The sequence below is a fragment of the Pseudomonas sp. MWU13-2105 genome, assembly GCF_023242315.1.
Taxonomy (GTDB): Bacteria; Pseudomonadota; Gammaproteobacteria; order Pseudomonadales; family Pseudomonadaceae; genus Aquipseudomonas.
Map to the genome: position 1 here is coordinate 18,433 of NZ_JALLIY010000023.1, position 20,239 is coordinate 38,671.

Sequence of the window (20,239 nt, forward strand, 5' to 3'; positions counted from 1 at the left end):
CAGCTGGTATGAGGAGATGACGTTCGACCTGTGTGACCCTGCAACAGGCGAGCCGATCGACAGTTGCATGAACCTTGAGAATGCTGGGGGCAAAACCTCACTGCTCTCTTACATTTTCAGCTGCTTTGAGCCCAAGCAGGAGCGCTGGTTGCAGCATCTGCAGTCCAAATCCCACAGTTTCAGGGATTACTTCTCCCGCGATGTCAGGCCATCCTTCATCGCCATTGAATGGGTGATGCCTCCACGTAGCGCTAACGGGCAGTCTTACCGAGTGGTCATCGGTCAGGCAGTTCAAGTGAAGGAGGCCGCAGACCGGGCGTCAGAGGTTGATCGCCGTTTTTTTGCTTTTGAAGCCAGCTCTGGCCTGGCATGGGAAGACTTGCCGGTTCCGGGCCTTTCCCTCGCGCCGGTTCAGTCGATGCAGGCCTTCTTGAATTGGGCACATCAAAACGCTCGGCTGGAGAGCCAGGGCGACTTCTACCTCACCCACAACCAGGGAGAGTGGGTTTCGCACCTGGAGCAGCGCCGACTGATCGACGTTGAACTGCTGAGCATGCAGCTGTCCTTTAACAGCCGTGAAGGGGGAAGCGAAGAGGGTTTTCTGTCTTTCAGCTCCGAAAGCGACCTCGTTACGAAACTGTTGAATTTGTCGATGAATCAAGAGCACACCAGCGCGCTCAGAGACATGGTCGTCCAGACGATGGATAGGCTTAAGTCAAAGCCAAAGTATGAAGCCCGCTTGTACGAACTGCAGCGCCTTCAGCAGGCCATGACACCCTTCGGAGAAAGCGCAGCTGCCTTCCTTGGAGCCAAGGCCGCTCTGTTGGCCGTGGAGCAGGATGCGGCTGACATCGTATTCACGATGCGTGATCAGATAAGTGCCCTGGATGTGCGGTTGACGAAGGCGAACAATGCAGTCGACCAGCTTGAGCAACTCGCAAGCAAAGCAGATGACGAGGCGGCTTTTGCCAAGCGTAATCACTTCTCGCTGCAGAGGCTCAAGCTGTCTCGTGAAGATCAGGCCGCCAAGCAGCGTACCGATGAATTGCAGCAGACATTCAAAGCTGGATTGGTGCGGCTTGACTGCCTCAACGGTGCGCTGGTCAAGCGAGACATCTTCAACGTGGAGAAGGTGATTGCCGAGCTGGAAAGTCAAACAGCTGCGCTCAAGGAAGAACTGAGGCCTTTTGAGAACGAGGCCTCTCAGAACGGCGCCATGCTTCGTTTCCTGATTCAACAGCACACTGACAGGTACCAGCGAACACGCTCTTCAATGTTTGCGCAGGAGACAGAACTGAAAGCGGGCCTCTTGCGCATCGCTCAACAGCGAAACCAGTGCAGCAGCAGGGTGGCTGAGCTCAGTGGCACGAAGGGGAAGATTGAAGAGCGTATTCGGGCAGCGAACCAGATACTGGACGGGTTGATCGAAAATGGCTGGCTGCTGCCAACCGATATCGACGTGAGCTCAGCGATTACGCGTCTGAGGACAGTCATCACCGAGCTTGAATCCACGCTCGATGAGTTGCGTGAGCAGCGGCTGGTGAAAAAAGCATGTTTAGATGATGCGCAAGCGCAAACCTCTTCGGCCCAGCAAGACATCACTCATGCGCAACATGCATTGACTACGTTGAAGCAGCGCCTGAACGAATATGATCGTAACGTTGAGAACTTGCACAATGACCCTGTTTTGACCTTGTTGGTCGACGGTCAATGTGATCCTCACTCGTCCGCACTGGTCACTCATGTTCAGCAGTTTATCGAGTCGACCCGAAGCGAACTCTCTAACTGCGCCATCCGCCTCAAACAGCTGCACGAACAGCAGGAGTCGATCGAACAGACCGGCTTGGCCGGGCGCAGTGATGACGTTGATAGGGTAGTGCGTGCGCTCAACTCGGCTGGCATACGCTCTGCCAGGGCAACCAACACCTATGTCGCTGATCTGCGAACCGACGCTGAGGAGGCGAGGGCGCTCGTCTTGTCAGATCCGGCGCGGTTTCTCGGTGTCAATGTCGCGAAGGAAGAGTGGAACAAAGCGATTCAAGTCGGACAGTCCCTGCAGCTGCCCCTCTCCCTGCCTGTGACGCTGGCAGTGGCGAGCCTGGATGCCGAACCTGCTTCTGAAGATCGTTGCGTCTTCGGGCCAGAAAAGGACTCGCTTTTCAATAAGGCCGCTGCCGCCCAGTTGTTGGTAGATTGCCAGGCCCTGATCGAGCAGACCCACGTCGAGCATGACGCTTTCTCTGCCCGGGAGAGGCAAGCTCAGTCGGCGCTTGCCTCCCTTCAACGCTTTCAGCGCGATCATACGCGCGAGGCTATTCAACAGATCGAATTGGAAGTTGAGCAACGCCAAGAAGAAATCGAGTCTGCGACGGCGAAGCGGACTGCGCTGATTGAGCTCACTGACCGCTTGACTCATGAGCTTGAAGCGCTGAGTGCGCGTATCGAAGCGCTCCCGGCTCAGATTCAGGCCCACGAGAACGGCCTCAAGCGTCTGTCTGATTACGCGGCCAGCTGGGAACCCCAGGTTGAAGCGGGGCGTCGAGAACTGCTAGAAATCAACCGAGAGATGAATCAAATCACCGCGTTGCTGGATGAGCTTCGGGAGGATGAAGGCGTTCACTCACTGAGATTGGAAGAGGTTCGCCTGGATCTGGTTGACGTTGCCGCTACTGTCTCCGAGCTACAGCGTGAGTTTGGGCAAGTTACGCGGCATGACGCCGATTTCGACGCCGAGGGCGGTCTACAAGAAACGGGATATGACCTCAGCGTCATTCGGACGCTGTATTCAAACGCCATGAGGATGCTGACCGCGGAGGAAAACCATAAGCTCGGCGTCGTCAGTTACCAACTGAGAGACCAGTGCGACCGATCTACTCAATTGGCAGCGCTATTCCTCAAGGAGTATGGCCGTCTTGACGACGCGTTCATCACGGAGCTCGCCCTGAGTGAGATCGACATCGGAGCAGAAATCGACTCGCAGAAAAAGCTGAACACACGGCTTGATGGCGAGAAGGAGAGAGCGGTTCATGACGCAGCTGTTACGGGCTCAGTGTTGAACAGTTTCATCCGCGAGCACGCCCCTGAAGAGCCTTCAGAAGACATGCGCAGACTCGGTGATGAGGAAGTCTCCAATGCCTTGGAGCGTGAGTTGGCTGCTGCGGTGGCGCGAGGCGCTGAGGCCGAAACTCTTCGCCGGCAAATCACTCAACAACGTATCGACAGCGCCGCCGATGAGAAGCGCAAGGATGCCCTGGTCGTCCAGGTCAATTTTGTAGCGTCGGCATTCCCTGCTACCAATGCCGAACCCAAACTGATCCCGCTGGACGGAGATATCCAACGGCGCGTAACCGCTCTGGTAGAAATGCGAACCGCGCGAGATGCAGCAGTGAAAAACTGCAGTATCGAGACAAGCAGGGCGCATCGAGACTTGGTCAGGGTCGCCACGCACAGTGATTTCATTGCCGTAGAGCCTGAGGTCTCGATGCACATCAGTCAGGACGATTTTGACAAAGCATGTACCGACCATGATCGCTTGGCTGAAATGATCCATGACCGGATTGCTTCGGTCATGGATCAGCTGAACGAAATGATTCCTGACTTCGAGAGCTGCGTGAATGAGGTCTACAACCAGGCGACGTCGGCGAGCTCTTTGGTCAAATATGCCTCAGGAATCACCATGCCCGCCGGAACGCCTTATGTGGGTGGCAAAGAAATCCTGAAGATGTCGGCCAACCTTTCTGCGAAGAGCTCGGAGCAGCGCAAGCTCGAAATCCGCCACTATCTGAACAGTCAGATTGAGGATGGCGTCGTCCCAAGCAGTGGGGCGGACATCATCACGCAGTGCCTGTTGCGCTTTACGAACGAGAAGTCGTTTGGGCTGCACATGCTGAAAATGGAGCAGAACATCGATTTTCAGTATCAGCCTGTGAATGCCATGAAGAAGTCAGGTGGCCAAGGGACTGTCATCGCGACGTTCCTCTACATGCTGGTCAGTCATATGCGTGTGAGCACACAGACACAAGCAAAACGCGGCGGTGGCGGGCCCTTGCTTCTGGACAACCCCTTCGCAAACGTCCAGACCAGAGCCCTCATCGATGCGCAGAGAAAGCTGGCAACCAGCCTCGGTATCCAGCTGATCTGCTTTACCGCCAATGCGGATGCCAACATCCTCGAAGGGTTCAGGCGGATCATCCGGCTTCGTAAGGCCGGCGTTAATAGCAAGACAAAACGCACGCATATCGAGATGGCCAGGGCGACCTTTGCTGAGGCGGCGGTATAACCATGAGCGCTGCATTTTTGAAAACGCTTGGGCTGGAAGCAGGGAAGCGCGTGACGCTACCGACGCTCAGAACCCTCTGGCTTGCAGCTTATCCGGAGCAGGTCGAGACGCCGAACCGGGATGCTCAGTTGCTCGAAGCGTTGCGGCTAGGAGAGTCTGAGGGTTTGCTGAAATTACCCGGCGCGGGGGGCTTCGAAAAGCTTGGCCACCCTCCAATGCCCAAGGCCATTACCTTGTTGCGAGAAGAAAAGCAGAAGTCGACATTCGACTACAACAGCGTTTCATGGCTGCCGGAGATTGGGTTCTGGCCTAGCCTGTCACTGAGCGAGCAAGCAACAGCTTTTATGGTCAACGAGTGGCTGATCAAGCGCCGCGGTCGATTCCTGCAGGTGCCGTTGCGTGAGCGGTCGCTGGAAATTTTCGGGGATGAGAAATTTCTCGACGCCCGGGTGCGCAATGGAGCGCTCTTTGGTGGTCGCATGCCCTTAAGTGTCATCGGAGCGATGCGGGTTGAGCACCCGCTTGCTTACCGACCTTCAGACGCCGTTGGAGCACCTGTGCTTGTGGTCGAAAACCACCACACGTTCTGGAGCCTGGGAGAGTGGAACGAGCAGGCCAAGCGCTACAGCGCCATCGTCTATGGTGGTGGAAATACGATTTGCGCGTCCGGTCTGGCTTTGCTGGAGGTCATGAGAGAGCGAGATGCCCAAAGTGCAGAATACTTCGGTGACATCGATCCTGAAGGTCTGAATATTCCCTTGAAATTCAATCGTTTGCATCGACTTCAATTGACGCCGAGCATTGGCTTTTACCGCCTATTGCTAGAAGTGGGGCGGCGCCGGGATTCTGTGTCACTGAACGCTGAACACCGACATTTAGTGAAATCTTGGTTGCCGGATTTCTCTGGGCAGATCACTGAGCTCTGGGAGGAGGGGTACTGGTTACCTCAAGAAGGTGTAGGGCTGGAACAACTGATGGAAAGCTGATACTCAACGCCAACGCGTAACGCTGGAAATAACGTAATGAAGGTTCTAGGACGGGGAATCCGAGACTCGACCTCAGCCATTGTTTCGCTATCATCCGGATCGCAAATGATAGGGAACCTCGCTGTGAACATTGCTGATCTCATTGACAACGGGTGAGTTTTCGATGAAGGAGACTGTTGGACCTTAGGCTGGGGGCATCCTTTTCAAACCATCCAAAGCATGCCCTCAGATGTGCCCCCAATGTAGCAATCTACCGGAAGTGAATGGAGCTCCTTGGTTTGTGGAAAGGCAGAAATGATCAGCCGAACAGCCTGCCAGACGACGTCTAAAGACTCTCAGGGTCGCCGAAAAACATTTTGACTAGGCTCTAGGACGGTAGTTATCACCCGAAAAAATCGAATCGTGCCCCCAGTTTTGCCCCCTTTATCCACCAGCTGATTCTCGCCAACTATCCACCCGGTGCTTATTTCAACTTACTTCTGGGGCGCATGCTGTCGATTTTCCCCTACGGCACCCTGACCTGCCGATGGCCGCAGCTGAACAGGCGAGTATCGTACTTCCGGAGCGTGATTCCGTTCTTCTGCGAGTTACGACCGAACGTTTATGTCGCGCTGGCCTGCAACGGCCTCGGCACTTGCTGGGCGCGCCGAAGCCGGCGTGAAATCCGCCTGGGCCGATACTGTTGAACGGAATGAACTTCACCCTTCATAGCGAGCAGTTAAAGGCGGGGCTGGAGGGCTGATCGAGAGCGAGTAGCTGACAGTGCTGTGGGCATCAGGGCGCTTACGCTTTGACGCTGGGGCCATCGATGCACTCCATGACCCACCGCAGCAGTTTGTCCGACTTGCTCGTGGACCCTTGAGCGCCATTCTGCAGCGCCAGATCGTGGTGTTCAGGCAGATCTGAGCTGGCGTAGATGAAATAAGGGGTCAGGTTGCCTGCTTCGCGCAGGGCCTTGAGCAAGACATAGCCTTCAGCCGATCCCTCCCTACGGCCCATATCGGAAATGATCACTGCAAAACGGCGCTTCTCAAGCGTCTCCAAGGCCTCGTCGGTGGACAGCGCCAAGGTGCAGCGCACTTGTTGGGAGGCCAGAGCGTGGCGCTCCCACTCGTTGTTACCCGGCCGATCGTCGACCCACAGGACCTGACGCATCCAACGACTGTCGCTAATGGCCGACAGTGGCTCCTCGAACACCCTCACCGTCCTGCCATCGCTGAACGCGATGCGTTGCCCGGTCGCCGAAAGTCCCAGCCTCACATGCCTGACCTCGGCGAGCGCGGTGATGACCTGCCAGCTGTTCAGTCGGGTCATGCTCAGGGTGTCCCATAGGTCCAGACGTCCATACGCAGTCAACGTGGCGAAGCGATGGCCATCGGCGCTTGCCGCCGCCTCTCGCAATATGCCGTTAAGGTACCGGGGTTGCCGGTCGAGCAACGGCTGCGACGTGCGGTTGGAAACCCGCATATCATGGATCGAACCCTGGTGCAGGAAGCCTGCCGCGGTAATGGCGAAGACGGAGTCATCCAGCGTCCAGCCGGCAAATATCTGGTCATGCAACAAGGTATGCACGTTGTCCTCCTTGCGCAGGTCGCAGATGGACAGCAGGGGGACTTCGGGGGGGTGGAGTTTTCTGGCAGTGCTGGGGGACAGCAAGCGGGGTTCCTCTCCTGCGATCCACCAGCGCCGGTCCAAGGGTGAAAAGACCGGTCGGCGTGGGATGCCTTCACCTGAAATCACCTCTTTCAGGGGGGCGTTTTGATCCTCTCGGTCGCGCTTGACGTAGGTCGAGCCTTGCGCATCCATGCAGACCAATTGCTCCGCACCGGGCTGCTCGTTTCGAGACCCGCGAGGTGTTTCGAGTGCGGGACGGACGAACAGGTGAGTCAACGGAATTGACGAACGATGGAAGGCCAGCAGCCCGCTGTCGATGTCGCCACTCAGGCTTTTGCGACCCACATTCAATGCGGCCACTGTCGTTGCCGCACCATCATGGCTTGCGATGCCGATCTGGTTCTCCGAGAGCCACGTCATGGCCGTTATCGGCTCGTTCTCCGTAGGTAACAACCGCTGTATTCGTTTGCAAAGCGTATTGGTCAGCCAACTCAGCTTCGCCCAGAACACAGAAGTCGATAGGTACCCAGATGCCTGCAGATCACGCTCTTTCAGGTGAATGGTTTTGTCGATCCGAGGATGGGCGGAACGCTGTGCGCCCATCTCCACGCAAGAGGAGAGGATGTTCTTGCGCGCGATGAAACGTTCTATCGCGGTAAACTGCAGCGGTTGGGCATGGGCCCAGCGTGAATACTCGCTCGTCTGGAATATCAACAAGGCCTGAGCCGGATTTCGCCGGTTGTTCAACACGATGGGATTGCGCAGCCGCTTGATCCGGACACGACCCGGCAGGCGCGCCATCAGTGCTTCGCTGAGGCGACGAACGATCATCTTGATGGCTTCGAGCTTTCCGCCTTCGTCCTCAGGCCCTGCCGGCACCCACCAGTACAGGACCAAGGTCGGTTTTCTGATGCTGGCGACGTTTTTCTGCTGGCGCAGGGTCCTGCTGTCGGTTTCGTGGGCCGGTCGCCAGAGATCGATCCCGCTGAAGGTGCGAATCGCCAGGCGTTCTTCATCGAAAGGCGACCATTGCAGTTCCTGGACCGGTTCACGCAACGTGCGTGTCCACTGGTTCTGTGCGGACTGCAAGGGTGGAGCTGGTTTGGGCGCAGGTGATCCTTGGTCCGGGTCGGGCTCCGTAGAATGTACTGGTGTCGGCTTTCCGGGTTTTTGCGCTGTGCTGCTGGTCGCGCGCGGCCGCAGGCCGATCCGTTCGAGAAACCCCCGGGAAACCATGGCGAATGCTTGGTGCTCGGACGACAGCTCGTGCAACTGTTCGTCACTCCAGGTCTCTACCACCGCACGCATGTCCAGGGTGCTGTCATGCATGCGTTCCAGATAGCGTCCGACGAGCAACTGCGTCTCCAGCCCCAAGACCTTGGGCATGCCTTGCTGCAACAGGGGGCGCACGCCTTCGATGAAATCGTAGGTCAGGGTATCGGCTGGGGTGTCAGCGGATGAGGGCTGTACTTTCAGCAAGCCACCGAGGACAAATTCGGCCAAATGCGAGGTATCCGAGTGTGGCAGCATCGCCTGCTGTACCCAGCGCATCACCGGGAAGCTCAGCGGTGCGGTCACCGACAGGTGCTGGGCAAGTAGTCGGGCAAGGGGGGACGACGCCATGCGGTATTGCATGGCCAGGCGCTTGGCGTCCACAGGAGGCGACGTCTGCTCTTGCACCTCATCCGCCGCTGGCACTTCCGGTTCACGCTCATCCAGCAGGATGGCGGCCATCGACCCTGCGCGCCCCATCAGCAGCCTGGCCCAGGCACTCAAGGGCTGAACCGCCAGTTCGACCAAGGGAATGGCCAGCCGGGCATCGTCGCGTACCGCAGCGTTGCTGAGGTGGAGTACGCGGACATCCAGCGCGCGTGCAGGAACCAATGCCCGTGCGCTGCTGACTGAGGCATCCGGGGTGCCGGTCCAGGTCCGTGACCACAAGCGGCCGGGCAGGGTGTGCAGCAGCGCAACCGGCTGGCGCGCCGCCAGGCCGCGCAGCAGTTTCAGGTAGGTGCCGTCCCACCATCCGTTGCTGGTGAAGTCGCTGGCGATCAGGATGATCTCCCCAGGCCACCATTTGATGCGCTCTGCCGACCGCTCGACGCCGATGGGCTGGCCTTGCCGGTCGAGTTCACTAAGCACCGCCATGGGCGCTTCTGCGCCGGCTTCGCGCTCGCCCAGCGACCACTCGCGCTGCAACTTGAAGGTGCCCTGGCCATGGAACAATGCCGCCAGCTCATCTAGCGGCTGCGTCCACAGGGCGTTGGTGCCGCTGCGTTCCCTGATCAGGCTCAGGCGCAGCGAGCGGCGCGAACCTGGCATGAACACCGGCTTCAGTGCTTGCAGGCTGTCCTCGGCGACGCTTCGGACCATCGCCCGTTCGTCGAGCCGTTGCGAAGGTTGCCGGTGTTGTGAGCGCAGTTGCTTCACTGCGCGCTTGAACGCGGCGCGCTCGGGCAGCGAGGGAAGAACGCCAAGCGCTGCCGTCTGTCCCGCGACCGGGCTTGCGGCAGTCGGGACGAGCGGGATGTCATCGACGACTGGCGAGGTTGGAGGCGGGCTCTCGAGCGTGGCCGGCAGGGCGGGCGTGCTAGTAGACGTGTCGATGGGCGCCTCCACGTCTTCCTGCCATGCAGGCTCGCTGGGGCGCTGCGCGAGCGGTTTCTCTGCGGCGTTATGCGCGCCCATGGCCATTCGCAGCCACAGTGTGTTGGCGATACTGTCGCTGTCCACCGACGCGCCACTTTCGCGCAACGCCTTTATCAACGTGTCGAGCATGGTCGTGTCAGCTCAGTGGGCGGGTCAGCAGGTCATAAAACTTCTGCGCTTCGTCAGGCGTGCCCTGGTTGACCTTGTGGATCAGGTAGGCAGCGTTCAGCAACTGGTCGGTGGCGCTGACCGTATCGTTCTCGGCAAATTCCGAGATGTACTTCTGCACCTTGGCGGCGGCCTCGCTCCCCATCTGTGCTTCGACGATCTTCGTCAGCGCCTTGTCATCCGGTGCCTGCAATTCGATGCGAATGCAGCGGCGCAAGAATGCCGCAGGGAACTCCCGTTCGTCGTTGCTGGTGAAGACGATGAACGGAAACTCATGGCACTGCACCCGTCCGCCCCTGATCCTGGCTTTCTCAACCCGTGCTGTCATGACCTTGGCGGACGATGCGACCCGTACCTCCACCTCTTCGCATTCATCTCGCTGCAACTCTGGGATCTCGAACCAGCCCTCTTCCAGCGCGTTGAGCAGGTCGTTGGGCAGGTCAGGGTCTGCCTTGTCGAGTTCATCGATCAGCAGCGCCCGCGGGCGCTTCGACGGCAGCAACGCTGTACCGAGGGCTTGCAGGCGAATGTACTTGCCAATGTCCGGCGCCGAGCCGCCGCTCAGGCTCTGGTCGCGCAGGCGGCCGATGGCATCGTAGTCGTACAGGCCATTTTCCAGGGTCGTGCGCGAATTCACCGGCCAGACCAGCACCGGGCCCAGTTTCAGTTCGTAGGCGATACGGTAGATCAGCGAGCTTTTTCCGGTGCCTGGAGGGCCGGTGACCAATAATGGACGACGGAGAATCAGGGCTGCGTTGATCGCATCGATGATTGCGGGCGGCGTCTGGTAGGCCCTGGCATGATCCCAGTAGCGGTCGTCATCCTCGACTGATCCGCAGTCGTACAGTTGATCGGCGGCCGGTTCGACGAAAGTGCGCCACGGTGGTGCGGGAGGCAGGGTAACGGTCGCAGGTTTGCGCTCACCCGAAAAAATGTGCCACTGGGTCATGTTCATGTCCTTTAGGAGGGTTGCTTGAAGCGACTGGAAAAGCCACCAGCACCGTCTGGAATCTGGTCGGGGTTGTCAAATATGCAGGTAATGCCATGCTGCCCTTGGGCGTTGAGTGTGGCCAACTCGGTGCGGGTCTGGTGCAGGTAGGCAAACAGCCCGCTTTCCACGATCGCAGTGACCTGCTCCATATGCGCAGGCTCGCACCATGTGGCACAGGCTGCGCCTTGCTTGAGCAACCGCTCGAGGTCGGCCCTCTGGGTGTCTAGGTGCGCTGTGCCGTGCCAAAGCCAGTCACTGCGGGGCATCGCGGTGCCGGAGGAGAGCCAGGCCATTTTCGGCGGTCGCCCGCTGTTGACCCTGGCGTCCTTCCAGTGGCGTTTCCACACACGATTCCAGCGCTCGTCGGTCCAGCGCTCCAGAATGCGCAACGCCAGCAGCGACTCGCCATGGCCCAGGTACGCGGGTACCTCATCCCGGATGAACTCGAGGCCGGTATAGGGCTGGAAAAGATCCGCCGCCGGCACCACGACTTCGAACAGGGTGGTGCGATACACGCATGGGCTGGCGCAGAGTTGCTCCAGCACACTACGCAGGCGTTCGGTCAGGCTGGACTGAGGCGTCGTGAAGGGCTCCATGTCGGTGGGCTCGTCATTAGAGTACGTCCACACCCGAGTTTCGTTTGGGTTTTGGCTACCGCGCAGGTCGATGATGATGAGGTCTGCTCTTGCCATCGCCTCGTTCTCGAAATGGCCCTTCAACTGGTTGACTGCGGGCATGTTGTGAGCGCCGGGCCATTTGAGGATCCAGTTAAAGACCTTCTCGATGTCGGCGTCCCAATTCGTGCTGCCGCAGTTCTCCTTGAGCTGGACCATCACCGAATGCAGGTGGATCGCGAACTGTTCAATGTTCGTCAGCCCGCAATCCTCGGGGGCGACCAGTCCGTCCAGCAACTGCAGCAGCGACAGGGGGCGGGTCGGGCGCTCTGATGTTCCGCGCCGGAACCGTCGGGAGATGGCCTGGATAAAATCCGTGGTCATCCCTAGGCTTGTGCCGAGTATCCGTTCCAGTTCCGCCAGAGCGCCTTGGTCGGTGGCGAGGGAACCCAAGACTTGCGACTGCTCCTCCATGTTGTGATCGCGATAGGAGACGGACATCTGGTTGTTGAGCGCCCAGGGAGAGGCGTCCATCGCCTTGCGCACCTCTTCGATATTCAGCCCTTCCAATGTGTCCTGGCCTGCAAGGGCCTTCATGAGGGCGGAGGAAAACCCCCCGGTCTGTCGTACTTGATCGTTGCCGGCCGATTGGCCGGGACGTGCAGCGTTGAAGATATATTGATGGCTGTCAGGCACCGTCCTTGGTGAATCTTGAATGGCCAGGCATTTCAGGGGCAGGCCTCCCGGCAGGGTCGCGCAGATGTCCTGGATGATCCACTGGCGGTGGAAGCGGTTCGCGCCGGTGTAGTAGGCGAACCGGTTGGCAATCCCTGTCAGGTTCACCACGTGGCATTGGCGCTCGGAGGCATCGGCAGTAACCAGGTAGCGCTTTGGTGCTTCTCCACCTTCCCACAGGCCATGACCGCCCAGGTAAAGGACCAAGGTTTTCACGCCGACACCGTCCGGTGTGAGCAGGTTCTGGGGCTCCAGGATGTCGTCCAGTTCTTGGCGTGTGGGGTTCTGTCGCAGTTCGACGCCTGCGTCGCGCAAACAGGCCTTCAACTGCTCGCGTTGCTCGCCCAGCGCTTCGCTGATGTCGGTGTCCTCGTTGATCAAGACCTTCATGTTGCCTGGGAGGACGCCTTTTTCCAGCAGCCAGTTGGCCATGCGCAGCGCATCCATCGCCGGGCCGTTGAGCGTCCAGCCGGCTTGTCGGTAGCACTCGATACCGACCACGATAGCGTAGGTATTCGCTGCCGAGCCGAGCTTCATGTGCCAAGGGTTTCCAGGAATCCGGCGATCCGCTTCCAGACCTCGACGTTGTCCCAGTAGGCGCTATGCGATGCAGGGAAGGGTTGATGGCTGCGGATTTCGCAGTCACTGACCCTGGCGCCGTTGCCCAAGATGGCCTCTGCCTTGAAGGACAGCAGGTCGTCACGATCGTAGATGTTCAGCCAACTGGGCATATGGCCCGGCAATGCGGCGGGTTGCTGGAGTTGGGTTAACGCGCCGATCTCGTACAGAAACGGTGCTTGGGAGCCGGCGGTGATCACGGCCTTGACCTGAGGTGGCGGCGACGAGATCAACAGATCTATGCAAGCGATGCCACCCAGGCTGTGGGCCAGCAGCACCACTGGCGTCTCACCCGCGTCTGCAACCGCCTTGGCGATGATCGAGCGAATTGTTTCGCCCCGGGCCTGGTAGAGCAGGATGTCGCCAACGGCAGGCGTCGCTGCATTGGCGATGCTGTGGCGATAGGTCCGTCCGCCCCAAGCGGCGACCTGAAGCACCGGGTCGGCAACAACTGCGCCAAGGAAGGTGCGTAACGGCTTGGTCACGAAGCTGACGATATCGCCGACCACTCCTCTGACCTGAGCGCCGCTTCCTCCCATGAGGTGGAAGGCCGCCAGTTGCAGCGCGTCGCGGGTGGTGGACGGAACCACGGGTGCCCCCGTAGTCATTTGCGCCTGCACCCAACCTGCTGTCACGGCCCGGGCCAGCAACTCGATGAGAGGGTCGAGCCCCTTGCCGCTGTTCTTGCCGAACTGGACGCCCTCGGCGATTGCGCTATCGAGTTCCGGTAAGTTATCGATCGCTTCTATCGCAGCGACGGTGCTACCGTCGACCTTGCCGGGCACGGGGGGCCAGGTGCCAGTGTCGATTGCATTCCGCAGTTCGGCCAGTGCCTTGCGCACTTTAATCACCGGGCTGTCGCCGAAGCCGTCGAAGGCTATGTCACCACTCGTCCTGGCGGCCAGCAACCGCAACTCGACCAGCGGATCGTCGTACAACAGTGCCCATTCGGCGAGGGCTTCGTCTTCGGGCGTTTGCTGGTTGATGGCCCTGGCCTGGTCATATAGCGGCACCGACAAGCCCTTGCCGATATCACTGCCATGGTCGCCCCAATAACAACCCGTCACGGATGCAGCGGGCAGAAAGTGCGCCACATGAGCCTTGACCGTATTGAAGGTGGCTTCGAATGAGGGCAAACGAACGCCCGTGCCGTGCACGAATATGATTTTCATCGTCCGTCCTCTGGATGCTGGCAGCGTTAAATCGGATGGCATATCGCCACGCCGCCCATAATCTTAGCAATTAGGGGAAAAGAGAAGTGGCAGAAAGCGATTTCGGCGAACAATCATAAGATGCTCTAAGGTCCAGACCATCTCCATCCCGGCCTTAGAAGTCCAAGAAGACGTCACTGTGATTGCTGCGCACCCGTCTCGCTTTGCCACTGACCTACTTGCTCGTCCCGAAGCGACGATCTTCCCATACTCCGCTTATTTGATTGGCCTGTCTGGAAGATAGCTCTTTACGGCGCCATTCGATGTTAGGCCGATCGATCTTGGCCCAACCGATGGTTGGAGCATGGAGGTACAAGATGGCGACGTTGAGGCCTTCAAGGAATTCTTCGCAGACCTTCTACCAAAGGCCAACGATGCAAGTTGAATTTGCGGATAGCGTCAAGGAGCAGTTGCGAAAGGCGCTCAGAGCGACGGGTAGTCGAGAGATTGGCAGTGTGTTGATGGGGGAGCAGATTGAGCCCGGTCATTTCCGAGTTGTTGACTTGATGATTGACAGCCAGACGGGAGGGCAAGCGCATTTCGTCCGGAGCTCGGAAGCCCATGCCGAGGCATTGAATGCGTTCTTCTGCGAAACCGGGCATCAATATGATCGCTTCAACTACTTGGCTGAGTGGCATTCGCACCCTCGATTCCCGGTGACGCCTAGTGCTCAGGACGTTGAGTCTATGGTCGATCTTGTCAACGGTGAGCGCGGTATCGATTTTGCGGTACTGCTGATCGTTCGGCTGCAATGGTGGCGGAAGATCTCATGTTCTTGCACCTTGTTTCGTCGCCATTTTAGCCCATCACCGATTGTCATTCTGGAGCATAGATAGTGATAAATTACTTCATTAAATCGCTTATCGATTGGGTCTTCAGGCGATGTTCGCCGGGCGTCCCACTGATTCGAGTAGGCGTGCCCCTCTTTGGTCTGGTGCTCGTAGGACTGACAGTCGGCATTACGATTCCAACTTCCCAGGTGCCGTTTAACTTTAGCTGGGATACCTCTGGAAGCTTCGGTGCATTGAGTTGGGGTGTGTTCGCGATAGCTTGTGTGATTGTACTGCTAGGTGGATGGCTGGTCGTTCGTGATATCCGCCGAGAGAGCCTTAAGAAGGTCATCGTGATCGAGGCCAGAGGGTTGAGAGATTGACAAGGTCAACCTCAGGCTTCAGCAGTTCCCTCATCAATACTCGGTCGCCGTGAGCAGGTGATCATCGACTTGAGGCAAGGAATTGTAGACGGACAGATCGTGAGCCCAGAGGCTGCAGTACGTCGAATTTCAAGCCTGCCTGATGACATTGCACGACGTTGCGATGGGTTGGATCGATCCGATATATCGTTTGTGCTCGGTGGGCTTGCACCGGTGCCATTGCTTTTTCTCCTCGGAGTGATCGTCGACGACGAGTCAAACACGGTCATCATGGACTGGGATCGGCAACTGCGTGCCAGGCGTGGGTTGACCGTTGATGATGACGGTAAACGCTTTATGGTGGCAGGCTTGGATACCTTGCAAGCAGGGGCGACCCGCGTGGCGCTCTGTGTGTCCGCTTCGTACGATGTTTTGGATGTTGATGTGCAGATCACTGAGGCAGTAACGCCCATTATCCGGATGGATCTGGAAGGCCGTGGTACCGACACGCATTGGTCCGAGTTGAAACAACAACTCGCTCAGCAGTTTCTCGATACAGTGATGTCCTTGGTTCGAAAAGGCGTTACAGAAATAACTTTGTTTCTGGCTGCCCCTGCAAGCCTGGCATTGCGGCTAGGCATGCTGTATGACAAGCGGAATCTCCCTCGCCTGGAGGTCAATCAGTACGAACAGGCCGATCCCAAACGATTCCCTTGGGTAGTGCGCATGCCTGTAGCGGGGGTGCTCCAGCCGGAAATAGTGCACCGATGATGTCGCTAAAGTTCTCTTGGCGCTTAGCGACACACTGATGCTTAGGCAGGATTGCGGGCAGTGGGGGCATCTTTTTCAAACCATCCAAAGCATGCCCTCAAATATGCCCCCAATGTGGCAATCCACTGGAAGTGAATGGAGCTCCATGGTTTGTGGAAAGGCAGAAATGATCAGCCGAACAGCCTGCCAGACGACGCCTAAAGACTCTCAGGGTCGCCACAGAACATCTGGATCCGCGAGCGCAGCCAGCGTTCCCCCGGGTCGTTGTCCTGGGAGCCGCGCCAGGCCATGTGCAGTTCGAAGGTCTGGGTCTCCAGTGGCGGGTTTTCGGCGCGCACGCCACCGGCCGCCGTCAGCGCATCGGCGGTGTAGTCCGGCACGGTGGCAATGATGTCGGTGCCGGCGATCAGGGTGCTCAGGCCGTTGAACTGCGGTACCGCGAGCACCACGTGGCGCTTGCGCCCGAGCTTTTCCAACTCGGTATCGATAAAGCCGCTCAGGTCGCCGGCGAACGACACCAGCGCATGGGGGCGCGCGCAGAAGTCGTCCAGCGACATCGGCCCGGGCATGCTGTCGGCCCGCAGCAATTTTGGCGAGCTGCGGCGCAGGACCTTGCGCTTGGCATTGGCGGGCAGGTCGGTGGTGTAGCACACGCCGATGGATATCTCGCCGGAACCGAGCTTGGCCGGAATCAGCAGATAGTTGACCCGGCGGATCACCAGCACGATACCGGGCGCCTCGGCTCGCAGGCGCTTGAGCAACTGCGGCAGCAAGGCGAACTCGACGTCATCGGACAGGCCGATGCGAAACACCGAGGTGCTGGTGGCCGGATCGAACTCCGACGCGCGGCTGACCGCGGTGGAGATCGAGTCCAGGGCCGGGGAGAGCAGGGCGAAGATTTCCACGGCACGGGCCGAAGGCTCCATGCTGCGGCCGGTGCGCACGAACAACGGGTCATCGAACAGGCTGCGCAGGCGCGACAAGGCCGCGCTGATGGCCGGCTGGCCGAGGAACAGCTTCTCCGCCGCCCGGGTGACGCTCCGTTCGTGCATCAGGGTTTCGAATACGATCAGCAGGTTCAGATCGACGCGACGCAAGTCGTTACGGTTCATCGGGCTCGCTTCACAAGACAGTCACTGGCGGGGAAGGTCAATCTTACGGGCAAAAGTGGTTGATTCGCACGGAAATTTGAACTGTGTACAATGGTCGCCAATCAATGACAGGCATGTCGACTATTAATAGCCACTGATGGTCTTGGGCGAAAAGCCCGGATAGAGTTCATGGCATTAGAGGTTCATTTGACGAGGTTTGCGATGTCCCGCACGATCCGTTTTCACAAGTTTGGCCCGGCCGAGGTGCTCAAATGCGAAGAGCATACGGCCACTCTGCCCGCGCCGGGCGAAGTGCAGGTGCGTGTCGAGGCCATTGGCATCAGTTGGTACGACGTCCTCTGGCGGCAGAACCTGGCATCGTCCCAGGCCCGCCTGCCGGCGGGTATCGGTCATGAGATGGCCGGCGTGGTCACCGCCGTCGGCGATGGCGTCGATGACCTCGCCGTCGGCGACAAGGTCGCCAGCTTCCCGGCCGAGAGCCCCAACGATTATCCGGTCTATGGCGAGCTGATCGTCCTGCCACGCTCGGCCCTGACCCGTTATCCGGATGTATTGACCGCGGTCCAGGCCAGCGTGCACTACACGCCGCTGCTGATTGCCTATTTCGCCTATGTCGACCTGGCGCGGGTCAAGCCGGGGCAGTTTGCCCTGGTCACCGATGCCAGCCACTGCGCCGGTCCGTCCTTCGTGCAGCTGGGCAAGGCCCTGGGAGCCAAGGTGATTGCCGCGACCAAGATTCCGGAAGAGCGCGAGTACCTGTTGTCCCTGGGGGCCGACAAGGTGATTGTCACCGAGGAGCAGGACCTGCTGATGCAGGTCAACAAGTACACCGACGGGCGTGGCGTCGACATGGTCTTCGACGGCCTTGGCGGCCCGCAGATGTCGATGCTCGGCGATGTCCTGGCGCCACGTGGCAGCCTGGTGCTCTATGGCCTGCAAGGTGGTAACCAGACTCCGTTCCCGGCGTGTGCGGCGTTCCAGAAGAATATCCAGTTCTTCGTCCACTGTATCGGCAACTTCACTGGCAAGCCGGAACTGGGCATCGTCCAGGACCAGGCGGCGTTGCAAAGGGCCTTGCGCGATATCAACCAGCTGACGGCCGACCGTGTGTTGCCACCGCTGGAAATCCGCACTTTTCCTTTCGACGAGTTTGTCGAGGCGCATCGTTTCATGGACGGTTGCCCGTGTCGCGGGCGGGTCGCGCTGCAAGTTGCACCCAGTTGAGCTGACTCCGGCCGTTTGAGCCCATATCACCCCGTATCGTTCTGCGCTACGGGGTTTTTTATGGGCGCCCTGAAACATCGATTAACAACTTTTTCAGGTGTTTACCGCGCGCCGCGGTGGGGCATCAACTGAACCGGTTTTTCGCCGGATTCTGTATCTGTTAATCGTCGGGTAAGTGCTGATAATTGAAAGGGTCACTTACAGCTCAAGGAATGAGTTATGGTTCACTATCAGCTGCTGTATCGGAGTCGCGTTGTTTTTCGAAGTTTCAGGTCGCACCCTCCTGGACACAACGCCTGGAATATCTTGCCTTCAGGGCTCCGGGCGAAGACTGCCTCCTTATGTCATTAATCTCTTGTGGGTAGTTAATAGTTGTAGGTCATTGTAAGAATATTCCTAAGATATTTTTATTGGCACGCAGACTCCCAACGCTAACTGGCAATCAGTGACGTCGGTCGTGCTCGAAAGCTCTTGCCGTGGGTGTTTCAGGCCTGTGCAATACTTCGGGTGTTGCTTGTCCGCATCAGGGTTATATGGGACAGGCAATCTTCCGTCCGATCCGGTAACTGCCGGTAATGCGAGCGCTGTTTGCCCGACACTGAACCCAATCCAGGTGTATAAAGGCTATGAGCTCCATTCATGAGCAGGCAATGAATTATGTTTATCAGCAAGTGTTGCAGCGTCTGATGAGTTACTTCACGCGCGCTGAACGTATTGCTTTGCAGTTGTTGATTCAACGTCTGATCGTAGCGGCGGGCGGTATCGAGCGTATCGGTGAATTCAAGGTCATGGTGGCCCACGGCGGCGGCAAGGACAGCAGTTATACGCTGGCGTTCCTGCGGGCGGCGCAGTTGAGTATTGCCGGACGTTCGCCGGCGACCTTCAACCTGCGGGTCGCGACCTTGCGTCATGCCGGGGTCACCGCCACGGTCATGCACAATATCCATCGCAGCTACAGTGCCTTGTTCGTCTATGACGATCCCCGGGTCGAGTTGTTGATGGTGGACAACAAGCATGTCCGGCCTTTCAATCACCGCCTGCCGATGTCCGAACTCAACCGCGAGATCAACCGCCGCAACCTGCTGATGAGCGGCCACCTGACCGCGGGCGATGGGCGCGCGACCTTCTGCAACGGCTGCTACCTGTCCATGGCCGATTTCTACGAGCGCTCCAGCGCCTGGGACAAAGGCGTCGATGCCCTGGTCAGCGGCGAATCACCGCGGGAGCAGAAACAGTACATGACCTGGTTGTTGCGGGCGACCGAGAAGTCGGAGCGGACCTGGGTCGGAGGGCGGGCGCTGGAGTTCGACGAGGCGCTGAAAACCTGCCACGACCTCGGCCTGGATTACTACCGCGAGCTGTATGGCGAGGCCCTGGTCGAACCCGAGGGCCCGGCCATCAGTCGTTCCAGCCGGGCCACGGCGCCGATGCTGGTCAGTGTCTATGACCTGGTCGGTCGCGACCTAGAGGAGCGCTGGCCGTTGCTGACCGAGTTTCTCGGTTTCCAGTTCGATGACCTGGCCTTTCACTTCAGCGAGTCCGATTGTGCCAATCCCTTGTTGATGGCGCATATGCGCGGTCTGCAGGCGCAGTACGTCAGGGGCTTGAGCTACGAGGCCGGGATCGGCGAGTACCTGCAATTGGCCGAAACCATGATGCGTCGCAAGCGCATGCCGGCGCGGCTGGTGGAGCAGGCCATGGGTGCCTATGACAGCGCGGAGAAAATCCTCGATCGACGGGCGCTGGCCAGTGCCTATGCACAGGAGGCCTTCAGCCTGAACGAAGCCCAACTGAGCTGCTTGCTGTTCGCACCCTTTGTCAATCGCGGCAACGGGCTGGAGGCGTTCCTGCGCAGTTGCCACCCCGGCATGCTCGTGGCCTTGCCGGACCTGCACAAGGCCCTCGCCGGGCAGGTCGTGCCCGAGCAGATCTGGCAATGGCTGGGCGAAGTCAGCGGGCTGACCCCGGCGTTGCTGGCGGATCTCTACTCCAAGGCCCAGGTGGACTTTTCCGGCGTCAGCTCGCTGATCGCCCGGGTCCGTGCCAGCGACCCGGACAAGCACCGCATCGACATCGTCAATCCCGACAACGGTGAAGTGTTCAAAGAAGTCTTGTCGGGACGTTAAAAAGGATTG

Annotated in this window: 11 protein-coding genes and 1 pseudogene; 7 read left to right on the plus strand and 5 right to left on the minus strand. The window is 58.8% G+C overall.

The window, feature by feature from the left end; all coding sequences use genetic code 11:
* Window positions 1–16 precede the first annotated feature (16 nt).
* Both M5B96_RS27965 and M5B96_RS27970 read left to right on the plus strand, forming a co-directional pair.
* On the plus strand, window positions 17–4,279 hold the full coding sequence (locus M5B96_RS27965; RefSeq protein WP_248800159.1) for a hypothetical protein: 4,263 nt from the start codon (window positions 17–19) through the stop codon (window positions 4,277–4,279).
* A gap of 2 nt (window positions 4,280–4,281) precedes the next feature.
* The gene (locus tag M5B96_RS27970; RefSeq protein ID WP_248800160.1) at window positions 4,282–5,265 is read left to right on the plus strand and encodes a Wadjet anti-phage system protein JetD domain-containing protein; all 984 of its coding nucleotides are present in this window, start codon (window positions 4,282–4,284) and stop codon (window positions 5,263–5,265) included.
* Window positions 5,266–6,048: 783 nt separating this feature from the next.
* Here the strand turns inward: M5B96_RS27970 and M5B96_RS27975 are convergent.
* Genes M5B96_RS27975 through M5B96_RS27990 form a run of 4 tightly spaced genes read right to left on the minus strand, consistent with a single transcriptional unit; the run spans window position 6,049 to window position 13,826 of the window.
* On the minus strand, window positions 6,049–9,657 hold the full coding sequence (locus M5B96_RS27975) for a response regulator (protein ID WP_248800161.1): 3,609 nt from the start codon (window positions 9,655–9,657) through the stop codon (window positions 6,049–6,051).
* 7 nt (window positions 9,658–9,664) lie between these two features.
* Entirely contained in the window at window positions 9,665–10,645 is a 981-nt protein-coding gene (locus tag M5B96_RS27980; RefSeq protein WP_248800162.1) for an AAA family ATPase, read from the minus strand.
* Window positions 10,646–10,656: 11 nt separating this feature from the next.
* The gene (locus M5B96_RS27985) at window positions 10,657–12,573 is read right to left on the minus strand and encodes a caspase family protein (RefSeq protein ID WP_248800163.1); all 1,917 of its coding nucleotides are present in this window, start codon (window positions 12,571–12,573) and stop codon (window positions 10,657–10,659) included.
* Window positions 12,570–13,826: a hypothetical protein gene (locus M5B96_RS27990; RefSeq protein WP_248800164.1), complete on the minus strand. Its 1,257-nt coding sequence runs from the start codon at window positions 13,824–13,826 to the stop codon at window positions 12,570–12,572. The genes M5B96_RS27985 and M5B96_RS27990 overlap by 4 nt, the downstream gene beginning before the upstream one ends.
* Window positions 13,827–14,182: 356 nt before the next feature.
* Between M5B96_RS27990 and M5B96_RS27995 the strand changes: the two genes are divergently transcribed.
* From M5B96_RS27995 to M5B96_RS28005, 3 genes and pseudogenes are all read left to right on the plus strand, one after another.
* On the plus strand, window positions 14,183–14,701 hold the full coding sequence (locus tag M5B96_RS27995) for a Mov34/MPN/PAD-1 family protein (protein ID WP_248800165.1): 519 nt from the start codon (window positions 14,183–14,185) through the stop codon (window positions 14,699–14,701).
* Window positions 14,701–15,018: a hypothetical protein gene (locus M5B96_RS32895; RefSeq protein ID WP_248800166.1), complete on the plus strand. Its 318-nt coding sequence runs from the start codon at window positions 14,701–14,703 to the stop codon at window positions 15,016–15,018. Before M5B96_RS27995 ends, M5B96_RS32895 begins: the two co-directional genes overlap by 1 nt.
* Before the next feature lie 27 nt (window positions 15,019–15,045).
* Window positions 15,046–15,768 (plus strand): annotated as a pseudogene (locus tag M5B96_RS28005) (SAVED domain-containing protein); the annotation flags it as partial.
* Between the two features lie 197 nt (window positions 15,769–15,965).
* Here the strand turns inward: M5B96_RS28005 and M5B96_RS28010 are convergent.
* Entirely contained in the window at window positions 15,966–16,880 is a 915-nt protein-coding gene (locus M5B96_RS28010; protein ID WP_248800168.1) for a LysR family transcriptional regulator, read from the minus strand.
* A gap of 201 nt (window positions 16,881–17,081) precedes the next feature.
* Here M5B96_RS28010 and M5B96_RS28015 point away from each other — a divergent pair, with 201 nt between their 5' ends.
* Window positions 17,082–18,104: a zinc-dependent alcohol dehydrogenase family protein gene (locus tag M5B96_RS28015; RefSeq protein WP_248800169.1), complete on the plus strand. Its 1,023-nt coding sequence runs from the start codon at window positions 17,082–17,084 to the stop codon at window positions 18,102–18,104.
* Window positions 18,105–18,730: 626 nt separating this feature from the next.
* Window positions 18,731–20,230 (plus strand): hypothetical protein, encoded by a 1,500-nt coding sequence (locus M5B96_RS28020; RefSeq protein ID WP_248800170.1) that lies wholly within the window; start codon window positions 18,731–18,733, stop codon window positions 20,228–20,230.
* The last annotated feature ends 9 nt before the right edge of the window (window positions 20,231–20,239 follow it).